The following is a 17208-nucleotide window of genomic DNA, read 5'->3' on the forward strand; positions in this document are numbered from 1 at the left end:
GCGAAGGGCTCGTCGAGATCCTGCCGGCCAAGGGCGCGATCGTGCGCAAATTCACCGCCAAGGATCTCGCGCAGATCCTGCAGGTGCTGAAGACGCTGGAACAGCTGGGTGGCCGCATGGCCTGCGAACTGGCGAGCGATGCGACGATTCAAGCGATCAACGTGCTGCACGAGCGGATGCTGGCGCTCTACAAATCCAACAACCGGCTCGAATATTTCAAGCTCAACCAGGCGATCCACAGCGCCATCGTCGCGGCCTCGGGCAACCCCGTTCTGATGGAGATGCACGAGACGCTGCAGGCCCGGATCAAGCGGTTGCGCTTCATCGGCAATGAAGGCCCGCAGAAATGGGCCGGCGCCGTCGCCGAGCATGAGGAGATGATGGCGGCGCTGCTGAAGCGCGACGCGGAGGCGCTTCTCGACGTCATCGGCCGGCATATGGAATCGACCAGGCTGCGCGTCGCCGACGTGTTTTGATCGGGCGGATGCTCTCGTGTTGTTTAATAGAGCTTCCGGGAGATTGCTGACGGCCCTTCAAGCCGACTCACGGAGCCGTGTCGCGCCAAAAGCGGGCGTTAGCCGCCGCGCAGATCGCCGACATTCGACGGTTGCCGTTGCAGGCGCTACCCCCAGCGCAGCGCAGCCGTGTGGACCGGCGCGTCCCAGAGCTGGATCAGGCTGTCGTCCAGCGCAGTCGCGGTCAGGGAACAGCCGGCCATGTCCAGAGAGGTGACATAGGAGCCGACCAGCCCGCGGGCGATGGCCAAACCACGCCCCGCCATGATGCGCCTTGCGGCATTGGCCATCAGGTAGAGCTCCATCGTCGGCGTGCCACCAAAGCCATTGACCAGGAGCAGGCAGGGCGTGCCACGCGCCGGCGCCAGATCGTCGAGGATCGCGCCCATCATCTCGTCGGCGATGGCGTCGGCGGAGGCGAGCTTCACGCGCCGCCGGCCCGGTTCGCCATGGATACCGACGCCGATCTCCATCTCGTCGTCGCCCAGCGTGAAGGTCGGCTTGCCGGCCGCAGGCACGGTGCAGGAGGTGAGCGCCACGCCCATCGAGCGGGTGCGCCGATTGACCTCGTCGCCGAGCGCCTTCAACGCATTCAGGTCGCGGCGCTGCTCGGCTGCAGCGCCCACCATCTTCTCGACGATCATCGTGCCGGCGACGCCCCGCCGGCCGGTCGACCAGGTCGATTTGGGGACGGCCACATCGTCATCGGTGACGACCGTCGCGATTTTCCCCTCGGCCATCTCGGCAGCCATCTCGAAGTTCATGACATCGCCTTCGTAGTTCTTGACGATGAAGAGCGAGCCGGCGCCGGTCTCGACGGCAGTCAACGCGGCCAGCATCTGGTCAGGCGTCGGCGAGGTGAAGACCTGCCCCGGGCAGGCGGCATCAAGCATGCCGAGGCCGACAAAGCCGGCGTGAAGTGGTTCATGGCCGGAACCACCACCCGAGATCAGCGCCACCTTGCCGTCCGTCAGCGCCTTGCGTCGGACGAATTTCTCGTCTTCACTGAGGACGAGGATATCACCATGGATGGCTTCCAGTCCCTGAAGGCTCTCCGACAGGATGCTGTCGACCGCGTTGATCAGCTTCTTCATGGGCTTCCCCCCAGTGTTTCGGCTTCTTCATCGTCATTGGTTGCAATGAGCGACACCAGGCCGCGCGCGACCCCCAGCACGATGTGGTCGGCGCGCGCATTCAGATCGGGGCTACCGAAGTCCGGCAATTCAATCACCAGCCGGCGCATGGGACGTTCGGTATCGACCACCTCCAGGCGCCCCGGATGGGCGGCCTGATAGGCGTTCAGGAAGGCCTGCCGTTCCGGCGGCGCGAAATGGCAGACGTGGAAGATCGTCTCCAGATGCTGGACCGGCACGGGCGTGGCATAGGCGGGGTTGATGATCTGCGAAATGAAGCTGCGGTTCTTGCCGATGGCTTCTGCAAGGCGCTGTCTGGTGCCGGAGGGGCGGTTTTCGATGACCCCGCGCAGGATCGCCTTGTAGGTGGCCAGTGGCGATATGTCGGTGGGGATCGTCTCGGGGCTGGTCATGCACTCGGCTTCCGCTCGGATAGGTCGACGTCGCGGATCGCTGCCTTTGCCTGCGCCAGCAAGCCGGGAGAGACCGACACGGCCCGCACGCCTGCCCGTAGCAGCGCCGCGATGGCGCGCGGATCGCCCCCGGCATCGCCGCAGAGACTGACCTCGCGACCGACCTCGGCGCCATGTCTGGCGACATGGCCGATCATGGCGAGCACGCCGGGATGCAGGACATCGGCGTAGGTCGCGACCTCCGAGCCATCGCGAGCGGCCGCTGTGGCGTATTGCGTCAGGTCGTTGGAGCCGATCGAGAAGAAGGCGGCGTCGAAGCCTGCAATCGCCATGGCCGCGGCTGGCACCTCGACCATGATGCCGAGCGCAGGGGCGCTATGAGCCACGCCTTCGGCCGCGAGTTCCGCCAGGACGGCGTCGAGCAGAGCCCGCGCCTGCTCCAGTTCCTGCGCCATCGTCACCATGGGCAGCATGATCTTGAGCGGCCCCAGAGCCGCCGCGCGAGCCAGCGCCCGCAGCTGCACGCGGAAGATCTCGGGATGGCGCAGCGACAGCCTGATGCCGCGCAGACCCAGGAAGGGATTGGCCTCGCCAGCGATGGTGTAGCCGGAAATCGGCTTGTCACCGCCGGCATCGAGGGTGCGGATCGTGACCGGTCGGCCGGCGGCCCAGCGCAGCAGCCCGGCATAGGTCTCGAACTGGCGCGCCTCGTCACGCAGGGCGTGTTCGACGAGGAATTCGGTGCGCGTCAGGCCGATGCCATCGCAGGCCTTGGCAGGCAGATCGGCGAGATCGGCCAGGCCGGCGACATTGATCATCACAGCGATGCGGGTTCCGTCGCGGGTCAGCGCAGCCTCGTCCCTGCGGGCTTCCGCCTCGCTCCGCGAGCGTCCAAGCTCGTCCGCCTGCCGCCTTGCCCGCTCGATGCTCTCATTGGACGGGCCGGTCAGCACGAGCCCTTCCAGCCCGTCGACGATCACCGTGCCGGAGACGGCCTGCCATTCCGAGCCGATGCCGACCACCATCGGCACGCCGCGCCCGCGCGCCAGCATGGCGACATGGCTGGACGGGCTCCCCGAGCCGAGCACGATCCCGCCGCCCTGCGACCAGTCGATACCGAGGAAGGCCGATGGCGGCAGGTCCTCTCCCACGATGACGGCGCCGCCCGGCGCCTGCGTCAATTCCGGCAAGCCGAAGAGATGGCGCAGCACGCGGTCGCAGATATCGGCGAGATCGGCCGAACGGGCTCGGAAATACAGATCGTCGGAGATTTCATATCCGGCGATCTCCTCCGCCATGGCCTGTCGCCACGCCATATCCGCGGGCATGCCGCGGTCGATCGCGGCATAGGCGCTCTCGGTCAGGGCATCATCCTCGAGCAGCGCCACCTGAAAGCCGACGATGTCGGCGGCCTCGCCTTCGAGGCTCCCGGCCAGAGCCATGACAGCCTGCAGGGAGGCGGCGACCGCGTCCGCCAGCGCCTGTTTTTCACTCGCGACGGTCCCCTTCACGCGCCTGAGCTCACCGACCGCCCGAAACGTCACGGCCGGCCCGAAGGCGAGCCCGCGGGAGGCGGCAAGGCCAGGTAGACGCCGTTCCATCACCGCTCACTCCTCGTCGAACTTGCGGGCGACGATCTCGACCAGCGCGGCCAGCGCGGCCGGTGCATCTTCGCCGCTGGCCTTGAAATGCAGCATCTCGCCCTGAGACGCCTTGACCCGCATGATTTTCACCGGGCTCTTGGCGTCGGTCCATGGACCAGCCGCACTGGTGGCCACCTCGATGCGCGAGCCGAAGCGCTTGGCGGTCTGGGTCAGCTTCACCGAGGGCCGGGCATGGAGCCCGACCTTGTTGGTGAGCAGGACACTGGCCGTCACCTCCTGCATGCCCAGATTCCCTTCATTCCTTTGGCCGACGCAGCGTTCATGCCGACATGAGCTCCTCGGCAGTCGCCTGCACCACCGCCAGCGGCGAGCCGCCCGAGGCTTCGGTGGCAGCCATCACCGCGCCTTCGACGATCGGTGCATTACAGATGACGATGCGTTCGCGCCGCTCCTGCGGCATCATTTCCACCGCCATCTCGCTATTGGTCTCGGCGCCGCCGAGATCGACCAGGATGGCGACGCCGGCTTCCGACCAGGCCTTGTCGATAGCCGCCATGATGGCGGCGACATCCGTGCCAAGCCCGCCCTCGGCATTGCCTCCCACCGAGGCGAGCGGAACATTGTCGCCGACCATCTGGCGAACCATATCGGCCGCGCCTTCTGCCACCTTGGCCGAGTGCGACACGATGACGATGCCGACATTTTTGCTGGCTGGCATGCTTTCAGGCTCCGATGGCGTTGCAGATTGCCGTGGCGAGAAGCGCCGACGAGCGGGCGCCCGGGTCCATATGGCCGATCGAGCGTTCGCCCAGGAACGAGGCGCGACCGCGAACGGCCTTGAGCGGCATCGTCGCCTCGGCCGCTCCATTTGCAACCGCCGGCAGGCGCGAGGCGAGATCGGCGCCGCCCTCGGCCAGCGCGACCTGCAGGGGGCCGAGCACATCGAGCATCGTCTTCTGGCCGAGTTCGGACTTGCCCCGCGCCTTCACCGCCTCGATTGCGGCAGCCAGCGCCCGCGCCAGATCCGCGATCGTCGGCTCCGGCGGCAACTCCTTGCCGAGCGCCATGAACAGCGTGCCGTAGAGCGGCCCCGATGCGCCGCCGACCTTCATGACCAGCGTTGTGCCGATCGTCTTCAGGGCGTCGGGCAGTGGCCTGGCTGCGATCGCGTCGGCCTCCGCCAGCACGGCCTCGAAACCGCGCTTCATGTTCAGGCCGTGATCGCCGTCGCCGATCGCCTGATCGAGCACGGTCAGCTCGTCGGCATGCGCCAGGATCGCGTCGGCCATCGCCTCGATCAGCTTTTTCTTCAGCGCTGCATTCATCGTTCACCTCACCCGTTGGCCGTCGGCGGCGAAGAACAGCGGCTTGCGCAGGCTCACAGCGACCTCGTCGCCGACGCCGAGACCCTCATCCGGATCGACAAGGCTCACGATCTGGCGCTGGTTCACGTCGATATGCAGGTGGTTCTGGTCGCCCAGGCGCTCGATCCAGTTCACCTTGCCGGTCACCGCTCCAGTGCAGGCTCTCGCTATGGCGAGATGTTCGGTGCGCACGCCGATGGTGACGGCCTCGGTCGGGGCCGCGACATCGGGAAACAGCGCGCGAGGCAGCAGGTTGATGCCGGGACTGCCAAGGCGGGTCGCGACATAGATGTCGGCGGGGTCCTCATAGATGCTGCGCGGCGAGCCGATCTGCACAAGCCGGCCCTGATGGATCACGCCGATGCGCGAGGCCAGCGTCATCGCCTCGGTCTGGTCATGGGTGACGTAGAGCATGGTCGCGCCCAGATCCTGCTGGATGCGCTTCAGTTCGATGCGCAGTTCCGAGCGCAGCTTGGCGTCGAGCGAGGAGAGCGGCTCGTCCATCAGATAGATCGCCGGGCGGCGCACCAGGGCACGGCCGATTGCGACGCGCTGCATCTGGCCGCCGGAAAGCTGCGTCGCGCGGTTGCCCAGCTTGTCCTCGATCCGCAGCAGCCGCGCCACCTCGCGCACAGTGCGCTTGATCTCGTCCTCGGGCGTGCGCCGCGTCGGCGAGCGCAGCGGGAAAGCCAGATTGTCGAAAACGGTGAGATGCGGATAGAGCGAATATTGCTGGAAGACGAAGGTCACGTCGCGGGCGGCAGGCGGCAGGCCGGTGACATCGACGCCGCCGATGAAGACCCGGCCGTCATCTGGAGTCTCCAGCCCGGCGACGAGGCGCAAGGTCGTCGTCTTGCCCGCTCCGGTCGGCCCCAGCAGCACGACGAATTCGCCGTCAGCGATGGTGAGCGAGACATCGTCCACCGCCTTCACCGCGCCAAAGCGCTTCGACACCTGCGTCAGCGCGATCTCAGCCATGGGTTCGCCTCGCAGTGCCGGTCTCGTGCAGGGCGGAGCGGATGACCTTGCCGGTCGCCGCATCGAACAGCGAGAGCCGCTCCGGCTTGAAGGAGAGGCTGACCCGGTCGCCGGCCGCCGCCCTCAGATGGGCTGGCAGCCGGACCTTGAGCATGCCGCGCGGGGTGGTGACCGTCACGATCTGGTTGGTGCCGAGATATTCGGCGCCGAAGATCTCGCCGGGCAAGGCGCCGCCCTGCCGCCCGGGGTCGCCGATGACGACCTGCTCCGGTCGAACCCCCAGCGCCAGCGGCCCAGGCGCGCGGGTCTCGCGCAGTTCGGGCAGCGGAATGACGGCGGTATCGATGGTGACCGCAGTCGCGCCTGCCGTTGCCGTCCCCTCGAAATGGATGAAGTTCATCGCGGGCGAGCCGATGAAATCGCCGACAAACATTGAGGTCGGGTGGTCATAGATGTCCTGGGGCGAGCCTAGCTGCTCGATCACGCCGTCATTCATCACCGCGATCTTGTCGGCCATCGACATGGCCTCCAACTGGTCATGGGTGACATAGACCGTCGTCGCCTTCAGCCGGTCGTGCAGCGCGCGCAGCTCGCCGCACATCAGATGGCGGAACTCGGCGTCGAGCGCGCCCAGAGGCTCGTCCATCATGAACGCCTTGGGCTCGCGCACGATGGCGCGCCCGAGCGCGACCCGCTGCCGGTCGCCGCCCGAGAGGCCCGAGACCGGCTTGTCGAGGAGATGCTCGATCCGCAAGGTCCTCGCGGCGTCCTCGACCCGCCGGCTGGTTTCGGCCTTCGGCACACCCATCGAGACCAGCGGGAAACTGATGTTCTTGCGCACGTTCATGTGCGGGTAGAGCGCAAAGAGCTGGAACACCATGGCGATATCGCGCTCGCGGGCGCGCTTGAAGGTGACGTCCTCGCCGTCGAGCCGGATCGATCCCGCTGAGGGGAGCTCGAGCCCCGCCACCATCCGCAAGGTCGTGGTCTTGCCGCAGCCGGAAGGGCCGAGCAGGCAGAAGAAATCACCGTTCTCGACCGTGAAGCTCGTATCCCGCACCGCCGTGAAGGAGCCGAAGCGTTTCAGCAGATTGTCGACCCGGATCTCGGCCATGGTTCACTCCGGGAACTTGGTGACGAAGGTGAACATGACAACGCCGATGAGCGTGGTGACGAAGGAATAGCCGTAGAGCGTCAGCGAGAACGGCTGCAGCAGCATCAGCACGCCGGCCGCGATCAGCACTGTCGCCAAGGTCTCCATCGGCCCGCGCCGCAGCGGCTTCGGCCAGCGCGATCGAGACGCTCCGTCCGATTGGCGGGAATGGCTGGCATGCAGATTCATTTGCGCACCGCCCCAAACGTAATGCCGCGCAGCAGGTGTTTGCGCAGCAGCACCGTGAAAACCAGGATCGGAATCAGGAACAGGGTCGTCCCGGCCGCCACGGCCGGCCAGTCCTGTCCGCCCTCGCCGATGATGATCGGGATGAAGGGCGGGGCAGTCTGGGCCGTGCCGGAGGTCAGGAGCACGGCGAAGGCGTACTCGTTCCAGGCGAAGATCAGGCAGAAGATCGCGGTTGCGACGATGCCGGTCGTGGCCTGCGGCAGCACGACCTTCCGGAAGGCCTGCAGCCGCGTATAGCCGTCGATCATGGCGGCTTCCTCGTATTCGCGCGGGATCTCGTCAATGAAGCCCTTGAGCAGCCAGACAGCGAGCGAAACATTGACCGAGGTGTAGAGCAGGATCATGCCGACCCGCGTATCGGAGAGGCCGAGCTCGCGGTACATCAGGAAGATCGGGATCGCGACGGCGATCGGCGGCATCATCCGCGTCGACAGGATGAAGAAGAGCAGATCGTCCTTCAAAGGCACCTTGAAGCGCGAGAAGGCATAGGCAGCGCAGGTACCCAGGCCCACCGAGAGCAGGGTCGAGCCGAAGGCGATGATCAGCGAGTTGAGGAAGCGCGGCACATAATTTGAGGGGCCGACGACGACCATGCTGCGCGAGCGCGTGATCTCTTCGCAGGCCGAGTCCGCCGGCGGGAGCGAGGCGAGATAATCCGCGGTCTGACGCGAGCGTGTGTTGAAGAGGTTGCAATAGCCTTCGATCGAGGGCTCGAAATGCACGAACGGCACGACTTTGGGCGGGTAGGAGATCGAGTCCGGCGGCGTCTTGATGCTGGTCAGGCCGATCCAGAGCAGCGGCACGAGGGCCACCAGCGCGTAGAGCACCACGATCGCGCCGGCGAGCAGCTTGACCCGGCCGCTTGGCGCGACGACGGAATGGGCGGTGGAGGTCGCGCCGCTCATCGTGCCTTCACCTTGTTCAAGGCCTTCACATAGATGTTCGCCAGCCCGAACACGGCGACGAACAGGATGATCGCGAAGGCAGAGGAATAGCCGGTGCGCCAGGCCTCGAAGGCGGCGCGCTTGAGCGTGATCGAGGCGAGTTCGGTGGTCGAGCCGGGCCCGCCGGAGGTCAGCAGGTTGACCATGTCGAACATCTTGAAGTTCTCGATGCCGCGGAACAGCACCGCCAGCATGATGAAGGGCAGGCACATCGGCAGCGTGATCGAGATGAATTGGCGCCAGTTGCTGGCGCGATCGACCTCGGCTGCCTCGTAGATGTAGTCCGGGATCGAGCGGAGCCCCGCCAGGCAGATCAGCATGACATAAGGCGTCCACATCCAGGTATCGACGATGATGATCGCCCAGGGGCTCAGGGTGACGTCGCCCAGCATCTGGAAGGAGGACGGCGCAAGCCCGGAGAAGAACGAGACGACGTAATTGAACAGGCCGATCTGCGGCTGATAGAGGAAGGTCCAGAAATTGCCGACGACGGCCGGCGACAGCATCATCGGGATCAGGATCAGCGTGGTCCAGAAGCCGTGGCCGCGGAATTTGCGGTCGATCAGATAGGCGAGCGCAAAGCCGAGCACGGTCTGCAGCAGGATCGTCCAGAAAACGAAATGCGCGGTGGCCTGCATGCGCTGCCAGATCTCCGGATCCGACAGGATCGCCTGGTAGTGCTCGAGCCCGACATTGCGCAGCGGCGCATTGGGGCGGTTGGCGCGGTAATTCGTGAAGGAGAGCTGGATCGTCCAGATCAACGGGAAGAGGTTGATCGCGAGCAGCAGGATCATCGTCGGCGCGATGAAGAGCCAGGCGATCGTCGTGTCGGAGAGGCCCCTGACGCGGTGGGCGATCGGGGCATAGGGTGCGCGCATCCTCGCACTCCTGAGGCCGGTGATGTCGCTCGCATTCATGACTCGGCACCGCTTTAAGGCAAAGTCGGGAACTAGCTGCGCCTGCTCATGCAAGGCGCAGCCTTTGGCTCCGGCGGACAGGAGGCCGGCGGCTCAGAGCTTGCCGTCTTCCTTGAAGACCTTGGTCCAATCCTGGATCAGCAGATCGAGCGCCTGCTTGGCCGTGCCCTTGTCCGCGACCACGTAGTCGTGGATGCGCGCCTGCTCCGCCTGCATCAGCTGCGCGTAGGAGGGTTCAGCCCAGAAATCGACGACCTGCCCCATGGCGACGAGGAAGTCGGCGGCGAAGGGCGTGGACTTGGCGAAGCCGGGATCGTTCAGCACGCCCTTGTGGCAGGTATAGCCGCCGAGCTCCCACCACTTCTTCTGCACGTCGAGCGAGGCGAACCATTTGACATAGGCGAGCGCCTCGGCCTGGTTGGCCGAATAGGACACCACCGAAAGGCCCTGCCCGCCGAGTTGTGAACCCGTCTCCTTCTCGGCCGGATTGACGAAGAAGCCGATCTTGTCGCCGCCGACATTGGGATCCTTGAACAGGCCGGGGAAGAACGCGAACCAGTTCATCTGCAGGGCCGCCTGCCCGGATTTGAAGGCGTCAAGTCCCTCCTGCATATAGGCGTTGGAGTAGCCCGGCGGGGTGCAGCACTTGTACAGAGACTTGTAGAACTCCAGGCCCTTCACCGCGTCGTCGGAGTTGACGAAGCCGGCCATGGCGTAAGGCTTCTTCGGGTCCTGGTATTTGAAGCCGAAGGGATAGAGCGCGTTGGCGACGCCCATGGTGATGCCTTCCGAGCCACGCTCGGTGAAGATCGCCGCGCCATAGACCTTCTTGCCGTCGACGTCGCGGCCCTGGAAGAACTCGGCGATCTGCTTCAGCTCGGTCTGGGTCTTTGGCGCAGCAAGATCGCGGTTGTACTTGGCCTTGAACTCGGCCTGCAGCGCCGGCCTGGCGAACCAGTCCTTGCGATAGGTCCAGCCGAGCGCGTCGCCCATCGCCGGGAGCGCCCAGTAATTCGGGGTGTTCTTCGGCCACTCGGCATAGCCGGTGACAGTCGCCGGCATGAAGTCATCGATCTTGATGCCTTCCTTGGCGAAGAAATCGTTCAGCTTCACATAATGCTTGTTCTCGGCCGAGCCGCCGATCCATTGCGAGTCGCCGATGATCAGGTCGCAGAGCTTGCCCTTGGAATTGAGCTCGTTGAGCATGCGGTCGGCGAAATTCGGCCAGGGCACGAACTCGAACTTCATGGCGATATTCGTCTTGGCGGTGAAGTCCTTGGAGAGTTCCACCAGAGCATTCGCCGGATCCCAGGCCGCCCAGCACAACGTCAACGATTTGCCTTGCGCCTGAGCTGCAGTCGCAGCCAGTGCCGTGCTGCCGGCTATGGTCGCGGCAAGCATCCATGTTCTGATCATGTTCATGTTCTTGGCCTCCCTTGGCATGCCGTCACCAGCCGTCATTGGGGTGACGGGTGAACCTGCGCGACCGCGAAGGGCACAGCCAAATGAAGGGGCACGGCCGACGCGGGACGTTTCCTCACGCCGCCTCGGAACGAACCGTCCAAGTTCAGCGATTTGTTTAGCGAATAACAATTCACTAAACATGTCAAGCGCCGCGGATTGCGGGTAAAGCACCGCAATGCAGCAACTTATGTCGCATAGCACAAGTTTAGCGACTTATGATCAGGTTGGAGCCACGTGACCAAGCCGAGGCCGTCATCGGCCGGCATATGGAATCGACCAGGCTGCGCGTCGCCGACGTGTTTTGATCGGGCGATGGTCGCAAACGGCGAACGGAAGATGTCGCCCTATGGTTTTCCCGCGACGTAACCGTAGAAATTTCCAAGGAAATCGCCGACCGGCAGCGTCTTGCCGCCGTGCGGGATCTGATACTCGCCATCGCCCCAGGTGAAGACCTTGAGCTTGACCGTGCCGTTCGACCGATCGATCAATGACCGCTGAACGGCCCAATGCTCGGCGGTGGTCGAGCTTTTCGACTGGTCCTTCTCGCTCAGGATGTTCGCGCCGATGAAGAGGCAAATGCGGTAGCCGTCCGCATACAGCCGATTGGCATCGTCGATTTCGCTGAGGCCCATGCTGGCGACGATGTTGGCGTCCTGCTCGACCTTGGAATAGCCGGCGCGCCGGAACCAATCCGCCAGTTCGCCGGGCAAGGTGATGCCGGCGAATTCCTTGTCGGCGTTGTCATAGTCCAGGAACCAGTTCTCGGAATCGCGGATGCTGGCCATGGTCATCCAGTCGACGTGATCCATCGTCGACGGCGGCCGATAGTGCCGAACGTCCTCGTCCGGTGCGATCTCCAGCCGGTTGAGCTTTGCCCGCCCCTTCTCGTAGAGGTCGATGGCGAAACGGGCATAAGCGCCGGGGTTGTCGGCGGCTTCGCTGAACAAAAGCGCGGCCGGTCCGCACAGGCTGGCCTGGTCCTGCTTGATCAAGCCCGGATTGGCGATCCGCATCAACAGGCCAACGCCGACCTCATATCGATCCAGAGAGGGAAAGCGGCTCGATCCCGGACGTTCGAGAAAATCGCAGACCATGCCGGCCGCAAAGAGTTGCCGATCCGTGTCCAGTCTGTAGGGCCCCTTGCCGACCGCCGTCTTGCGGATCGCATTGACGAGCGTCGTCAGCATTGTCTTGGAACGTTGCTGCAGGCTCTTCGCGACGGCCAGGATCGTCGCCAGGTCGTTGATCTCACCGGGCGTGATAACGCCGTCGCTGAGCGTGCTGCGAATGATGTTGACGACATCGGAATGGCTGAGCGTCATGTCGCCGTCCAAACCGGCATTCAACGATTTCGAGACGGATCTCGTCGTGATCGCGTCCCATTGTCCCGGTTTTTTTGGCGGTGCGGGCGGCGGACGCGATGCCAACCCCTCCAATTGCGTCAACACCGGCCCGTTCGGTTCGATAAAGCCCGTCTGCCTGACCGAAGGATATCGTTTCTCGAAGCTCAGGATGGCCTGGTACAGCGCATCGCTAGCGAAGCCGCCAATGATACGTCCGCCCAAGGCTCCCCCGGTTCCGCCATCAGCAATCGGGATACGGTTCAGCAGAGCGATCACGACCTCCTGGTCGCTCTTCCAGTTCTGGCAGTTGGCGCCAGTGCTGGCATGCCGTCCGACGCGACCTCGAAGTGGCATGAAAACCTCCTTCGCAGAGCGAGCTGCCCAATAGGATAGCCTCATCCAGAGTAGCCTGCCGCATCGTAATGGCGCGTGTCATCGATAGCAACGACGCCTCGTTACCACGACGCGTATAATTGAAGTGCAACGCGATCGTCGGCCGGCCTGATCTCGCCGCGTCTGCTATCGGCTTACCCGACGCTTCGAAGGGCTCGTCGAGATCCTGCCGGCCAAGGGCGCGATCGTGCGCAAATTCACCGCCAAGGATCTCGCGCAGATCCTGCAGGTGCTGAAGACGCTGGAACAGCTCGGCGGCCGCATGGCCTGCGAGCTGTTCCAGCGGCGCGACGATTCAAGCGATCAACGTGCTGCGCAAGCGGCTTTGCTGAAGCGCGATGCGGAGGCACGTCTCGACGTCATCGGCCGGCACAAGGAATCGACCCGACTGCGCGTCGCCGACGTGTTTGATCAATCCAAATCGCCCCGACAGCGGTGTGGCGCGAACCGTCTTCGCGCCGGAAGCAAGACCGACTTAAGCCCATTCGACGCCCCGCCCGCATCGATGCTAACACCATCCGACCATGCGCATCGCGGTGCTCTCCGACATCCATGCCAATCGCGAAGCTCTGGAGGCCGTGCTCGAGGTCGTCGAGGAGCTGGCGCCGGACCAGATCGTTGTCCTTGGCGATCTGGTCGGTTACGGGCCCGACCCCGAATTTGCGCTCGAGACAGTGGCGCGGCTCGTCTCCGACGGCGCGCTTTGCGTGCTCGGCAACCATGACGAGGCCGCGCGCTCCGACAGGGACAGGCTGACGCCGAATGCGCGCGAAGCGATACGCTGGACCCGCACGCGGCTGAACGAGGACCACCGCGCCTTCCTCGCGACGCTGCCGCTGTCAATCACGCGCTTCGGCTGCCAATGGGTCCATGCCAGCGCCTACCGGCCCGAGAGCTGGGACTATGTCGCCGATCCCGAAGCGGCGATGCGCTGCCTGGCGGCGAGCACGGAGCCCCTGATCTGCTGCGGACACACGCATCGACCGACCGTGTTCTACAGCCATCCGAACCGGCGACCGACGATGTTCGTCCCTCGCGACGAAATCGCCGCGCCGCTATTGGCGCGGCACAGGCACGTCATCGTCACAGGGGCGGTCGGCCAACCGCGCGACGGCAATCCAGCGGCCTGCTTTGCGCTGCTGGATCTGGAGGAGGCCAGCGTGACGATGCGGCGCGTGCCCTATGACAGCGAGGCGACGGCAGCCAAGATCAAGATGCTCGGCCTCTCCAGCTGGCTGGGCCTGCGCCTGCTGATCGGCCGATGAGGAGGGAGGACACCGTGGAACGACCCAAGACCGCCTCCGCGATCAAGACCGGCGCGCAGATCGACGGTTTCGAACTGATCGAGCAGCTTCCCTCCGGCGGCATGGCGTCGCTGTGGCGGGCGCGGCACGCGGATTTCGACGTCCCCCTCGTCCTCAAGATTCCGTTCCTCGATCCCGGGCAGGACGTTTCGGTGATCATCGGCTACGAGGTCGAGGAGATGATCCTGAAGCGGCTCTCCGGCCCGCATGTGCCACGCTTCATTGCCTCCGGCGATCTCGCCGAGCTGCCCTATCTCGCCATGGAATTCGTCGCGGGCGAGAGCCTGGCGAAACGCACTGAGGCCGCACCGCTTCCCACTGAAGAGGTGGTGCGGATCGGCATCGCGATCGGCACGGCGCTTACGGACCTGCATCGCCAGGGCGTCGTCCATCTCGACCTCAAGCCGCAGAACGTCATCCTGGCGGAACGCGGCGCGGTGCTGCTGGATTTCGGGCTGGCGCGACACGCCGATCTGCCGGACCTGCTCGGCGAGGAAAGCACGGTGCCGATGGGCACGCCCGCCTATATCGCCCCCGAACAGGTGCTGGGCGACAGGACCGACCCCGCCAGCGATCTCTTCGCGCTCGGCTGCATGCTTTATCAGCTTGCGACGGGCGAGGAGCCTTTCGGAAGGCCCTCGACCACCGCCGGCATGAAACGGCGTCTCTATCATGCGCCACGGCCCATGCGCGCGATCAGGCCCGATATCCCGGCCTGGCTCGAAGCGATCGTGGCGCGCTGCCTCGAGGTCGATCGCAGCCGGCGTTATGCCGACGCCGCCAAGCTCATCTTCGATCTGCGCCACCCTGACCAGGTCGTGCTGCCGCGCTCAAACCGCACCCGGCCAGGCGGGATTCTCGGCTGGCTGAAGCGGCTGTTCGACCGCCCCAGCGAGGCGGCGCTGGTCGGGACGGCGGCGGAAGGCAGCCGCCGGGTCGGGCCTTCGATCGTGCTCACCGCCGTCGATCTGTCTGACGGGGCCACCCCGCTGGCGGCGGCGATATTGGCGGAGACGCAGCGGCTTCTCGCGGCGCGGCCGGATTCCTGGCTCGCCTGCCTGACCGTGATCAAGACGGATCTGGTCAAGGAAACCCAATATGCCGACGCCAAGGGCAACTCGATCTACGTCAAGCGGCTGGTCGCGCTGAAGGACTGGGCGCGGCCGCTGCATCTGAGCGAGGAGCGTGTCAGCTATCACGTCATCGAGGCGGTGAGCGCCGCCGATGCGGTGCTGCGCTATGCCGAGCACAACCAGATCGACCACATCGTCATCGGCGCCCGCTCCTCTTCGGCGCTGCGCCGCCATCTCGGCAGCGTTTCGACCAAGGTCGTCGCGGAGGCGCATTGCTCGGTCTCGGTCGTGCGGATCAAGGGAGCTGCCGGCGAGCAAGGCTAGGTCCGGCCGACCCAGTCGCTTGACTCCACCCCCGCCCTCGCCTCCGCTTGCGCAAAAGCCGGGACTCCGAGGGAAACGCCATTCATGCTGACCTTGCGCCAGATCGAGGTGATCCGCGCCATCATGATCACCGGCACGATCTCGGGCGCGGCAAAACTCCTCAATGTCTCGGCGCCCGGCATCAGCCGCCTGATGAAACACACCGAGCGCACGCTCAGGCTCAGGCTGTTCGAGCGCCGGCACGGGCGCTATGTGCCGACGCCGGAGGCCAACGATATCTTCGAGCAGATCAACGGCGTCTATAAGAAGGTCGACGACCTGCATTACACGCTTGCGCGCATTGAGCGCGGCGGCGGCATCGAGCTCCGGATCGGCTCGGTGCCGAGCATCTGCCACGTCATGGTGCCGCGCGCGATCGAACGGCTGCGGCGCAAGCATCCCGATCTCAGGCTCGACATCAACATCCTGAAGATCGAGGAGGCGCTCGACTATCTCCTGCTCGGCAAGGGCGAGATCGCGGCGATGAGCTACAAGCTCGACCATCCCGGCATCGATTTCGTGCCGTTGAGCCAGGGCGAATTGCTCTGCATCGTGCCGGACGGGCATGCGCTCGCCGGCAGGCCGTCGATCTCCGCCGCCGAGATCGTGCGGCATCCCCTGATCGGCATCGACCCCAACGATCCCTATGGCCGGGTCATGGCCGAGATCTTCAACCAGCAGGGGCTGGCCTATGACATGATCATCAAGGCGCGCTTCGGCACCACGGTGTGCTCGCTGGTGCGCGCCGGGCTGGGCATCGCGGTGATCGACCAGTTCACCGTGGCGCATGGCTCGATGCAGGGCATCACCACGATCCCGATCGCCGAACCGACGCGGTTCCAGACCTATGTCGCTGTGAAGAACGACAAGGCGCCCTCGCTTTATGCCGAAACCTTCGTGGCGCTGCTGCGCGAGGAGATGAACGCGGTGGTGACGCCGCGCACGCAACTGGCCGCCCAATCGCTGCAGCCGAAAATAACATCAGGTTAGGTAATGGCGATGGATTGGTTATCGCGTTATCCCGCCGATCGGGCTATGTGACGCTCGGCAACGCCCGCTGACATGACGAGCGAGCCGAGAGGGACGGATATGCCGGCTTTTCCTATAGCCAACCGCACGAAGCGCGTGCTGCTCGGGCTGATCGGCTCGCCGATCGCGCATTCCGCCGCGCCCGCGATGCATGAGGCTGCGGCTGGTGCCGCCGGCTTCGAGCTGCATTATCACCTCATCGACATCGCAGGCGCCAAGGCGGCCGATCTCGCGGTGATCCTGGACGGCGTACGCCGGCTCGGCTTTTCCGGCCTCAACATCACGTTCCCCTATAAGGAAGCGGTCGTCCCGCTGCTCGACGCGCTTGCGCCGGAGGCCGCCGCCATGGGCGCGGTCAACACGGTGGTCGTGCGCGACGGCCTGCTCACGGGCTACAACACCGATGCCAGCGGCTTCGCCACGGCCTATCGCGCGCTGCAGCGCAGGGATGGCGACGCGCCCGTCGCGATCATCGGAACCGGCGGCGTCGGCAAGGCCATCGGCTTTGCGCTCGCCTCCTGCGGCGTCAAGACACTGCGCCTGTTCGATCTCGACCCGGCCAAGTCGGAAGCCCTGGCGGCGCAGCTTGGCCAGCAGCGCGTAACCGTAGAAATCGCGACGAGCGTGGAGGCCGCCGTCAGCGGCGCGGCGGGCATTGTCAACGGCACGCCGATCGGCATGCTGCCGAACCGCGACACGCCCGTCCCCGCCGGGCTCATCGACAGGTCGCAATGGGTCGCGGACGCGGTCTATCATCCGCTCTGGACACCGCTGCTGAAGGCCGCTCAAAGCGCCGGCGCAACGGTGATGACGGGGCGCGAGCTCAGCATCAACCAGGCCATCGACGCCTTCGCGATGTTTACGGACCAGGCGCCATCGCATAGCGCAATCGCCCAGGCCTTCGACGAATCCCTGGCAGCGCAGGAGGCCATCCACCGCGCAGCCTGAAGACGACCCGGAGGAACCGGG

At 65.2% G+C, this 17208-nt stretch carries 18 protein-coding genes; 5 read left to right on the forward strand and 13 right to left on the reverse strand.

Annotated features, from left to right (window positions below):
* Positions 1 to 476: GntR family transcriptional regulator (locus CYD53_RS30300; protein ID WP_103718736.1), on the forward strand; the 476-nt coding region annotated here is incomplete at its 5' end.
* A gap of 146 nt (positions 477 to 622) precedes the next feature.
* On the opposite strand, the gene dhaK is transcribed toward CYD53_RS30300, so the two are convergent.
* The 13 genes from dhaK to CYD53_RS14240 form a co-directional block, all read right to left on the reverse strand.
* On the reverse strand, positions 623 to 1609 hold the full coding sequence (gene dhaK, locus CYD53_RS14180) for a dihydroxyacetone kinase subunit DhaK (RefSeq protein WP_103718737.1): 987 nt from the start codon (positions 1607 to 1609) through the stop codon (positions 623 to 625).
* A complete protein-coding gene (locus CYD53_RS14185) occupies positions 1606 to 2061 on the reverse strand; it encodes a hypothetical protein (protein ID WP_103718738.1) in 456 nt (151 codons plus the stop codon). Before CYD53_RS14185 ends, dhaK begins: the two co-directional genes overlap by 4 nt.
* Positions 2058 to 3662 carry a phosphoenolpyruvate--protein phosphotransferase gene (gene ptsP, locus CYD53_RS14190; RefSeq protein ID WP_103718739.1) on the reverse strand — a complete coding sequence of 535 codons (1605 nt, stop codon included), beginning with the start codon at positions 3660 to 3662 and terminating at the stop codon, positions 2058 to 2060. Before ptsP ends, CYD53_RS14185 begins: the two co-directional genes overlap by 4 nt.
* Positions 3663 to 3668: 6 nt before the next feature.
* Positions 3669 to 3947: an HPr family phosphocarrier protein gene (locus tag CYD53_RS14195; RefSeq protein WP_092164442.1), complete on the reverse strand. Its 279-nt coding sequence runs from the start codon at positions 3945 to 3947 to the stop codon at positions 3669 to 3671.
* A 37-nt stretch (positions 3948 to 3984) separates the two neighbouring features.
* Complete coding sequence (gene dhaM, locus CYD53_RS14200; RefSeq protein WP_103718740.1) at positions 3985 to 4383, reverse strand: dihydroxyacetone kinase phosphoryl donor subunit DhaM; 399 nt, start codon at positions 4381 to 4383, stop codon at positions 3985 to 3987.
* Positions 4384 to 4387: 4 nt separating this feature from the next.
* Positions 4388 to 4990, reverse strand: a complete 603-nt coding sequence (gene dhaL, locus CYD53_RS14205; protein WP_103718741.1) for a dihydroxyacetone kinase subunit DhaL — start codon at positions 4988 to 4990, stop codon at positions 4388 to 4390.
* 3 nt (positions 4991 to 4993) lie between these two features.
* Positions 4994 to 6007, reverse strand: a complete 1014-nt coding sequence (locus CYD53_RS14210) for an ABC transporter ATP-binding protein (RefSeq protein ID WP_103718742.1) — start codon at positions 6005 to 6007, stop codon at positions 4994 to 4996.
* The gene (locus CYD53_RS14215) at positions 6000 to 7121 is read right to left on the reverse strand and encodes an ABC transporter ATP-binding protein (protein ID WP_103718743.1); all 1122 of its coding nucleotides are present in this window, start codon (positions 7119 to 7121) and stop codon (positions 6000 to 6002) included. Before CYD53_RS14215 ends, CYD53_RS14210 begins: the two co-directional genes overlap by 8 nt.
* 3 nt (positions 7122 to 7124) lie before the next feature.
* Positions 7125 to 7349 carry a hypothetical protein gene (locus CYD53_RS14220; protein WP_103718744.1) on the reverse strand — a complete coding sequence of 75 codons (225 nt, stop codon included), beginning with the start codon at positions 7347 to 7349 and terminating at the stop codon, positions 7125 to 7127.
* Positions 7346 to 8314, reverse strand: a complete 969-nt coding sequence (locus CYD53_RS14225) for a carbohydrate ABC transporter permease (RefSeq protein ID WP_103718745.1) — start codon at positions 8312 to 8314, stop codon at positions 7346 to 7348. The genes CYD53_RS14220 and CYD53_RS14225 overlap by 4 nt, the downstream gene beginning before the upstream one ends.
* Complete coding sequence (locus CYD53_RS14230; RefSeq protein WP_103718746.1) at positions 8311 to 9231, reverse strand: carbohydrate ABC transporter permease; 921 nt, start codon at positions 9229 to 9231, stop codon at positions 8311 to 8313. The genes CYD53_RS14225 and CYD53_RS14230 overlap by 4 nt, the downstream gene beginning before the upstream one ends.
* A 132-nt stretch (positions 9232 to 9363) precedes the next feature.
* Entirely contained in the window at positions 9364 to 10671 is a 1308-nt protein-coding gene (locus CYD53_RS14235; RefSeq protein WP_425428301.1) for an ABC transporter substrate-binding protein, read from the reverse strand.
* Between the two features lie 407 nt (positions 10672 to 11078).
* The gene (locus tag CYD53_RS14240) at positions 11079 to 12353 is read right to left on the reverse strand and encodes a hypothetical protein (protein ID WP_245928232.1); all 1275 of its coding nucleotides are present in this window, start codon (positions 12351 to 12353) and stop codon (positions 11079 to 11081) included.
* 641 nt (positions 12354 to 12994) lie between these two features.
* Between CYD53_RS14240 and CYD53_RS14245 the strand changes: the two genes are divergently transcribed.
* The 4 genes from CYD53_RS14245 (at position 12995) to CYD53_RS14260 (ending at position 17187) form a co-directional block, all read left to right on the forward strand.
* The gene (locus CYD53_RS14245) at positions 12995 to 13735 is read left to right on the forward strand and encodes a metallophosphoesterase family protein (protein ID WP_103718749.1); all 741 of its coding nucleotides are present in this window, start codon (positions 12995 to 12997) and stop codon (positions 13733 to 13735) included.
* A gap of 14 nt (positions 13736 to 13749) precedes the next feature.
* Complete coding sequence (locus tag CYD53_RS14250) at positions 13750 to 15171, forward strand: bifunctional serine/threonine-protein kinase/universal stress protein (protein WP_245928233.1); 1422 nt, start codon at positions 13750 to 13752, stop codon at positions 15169 to 15171.
* 84 nt (positions 15172 to 15255) lie between these two features.
* Positions 15256 to 16200 (forward strand): LysR family transcriptional regulator, encoded by a 945-nt coding sequence (locus tag CYD53_RS14255; protein WP_103718751.1) that lies wholly within the window; start codon positions 15256 to 15258, stop codon positions 16198 to 16200.
* A gap of 99 nt (positions 16201 to 16299) precedes the next feature.
* Positions 16300 to 17187, forward strand: a complete 888-nt coding sequence (locus CYD53_RS14260; protein ID WP_103718752.1) for a shikimate dehydrogenase — start codon at positions 16300 to 16302, stop codon at positions 17185 to 17187.
* Positions 17188 to 17208: the final 21 nt, after the last annotated feature.

Source organism: Allobosea psychrotolerans, assembly GCF_002917105.1.
Taxonomy (GTDB): Bacteria; Pseudomonadota; Alphaproteobacteria; order Rhizobiales; family Beijerinckiaceae; genus Allobosea; species Allobosea psychrotolerans.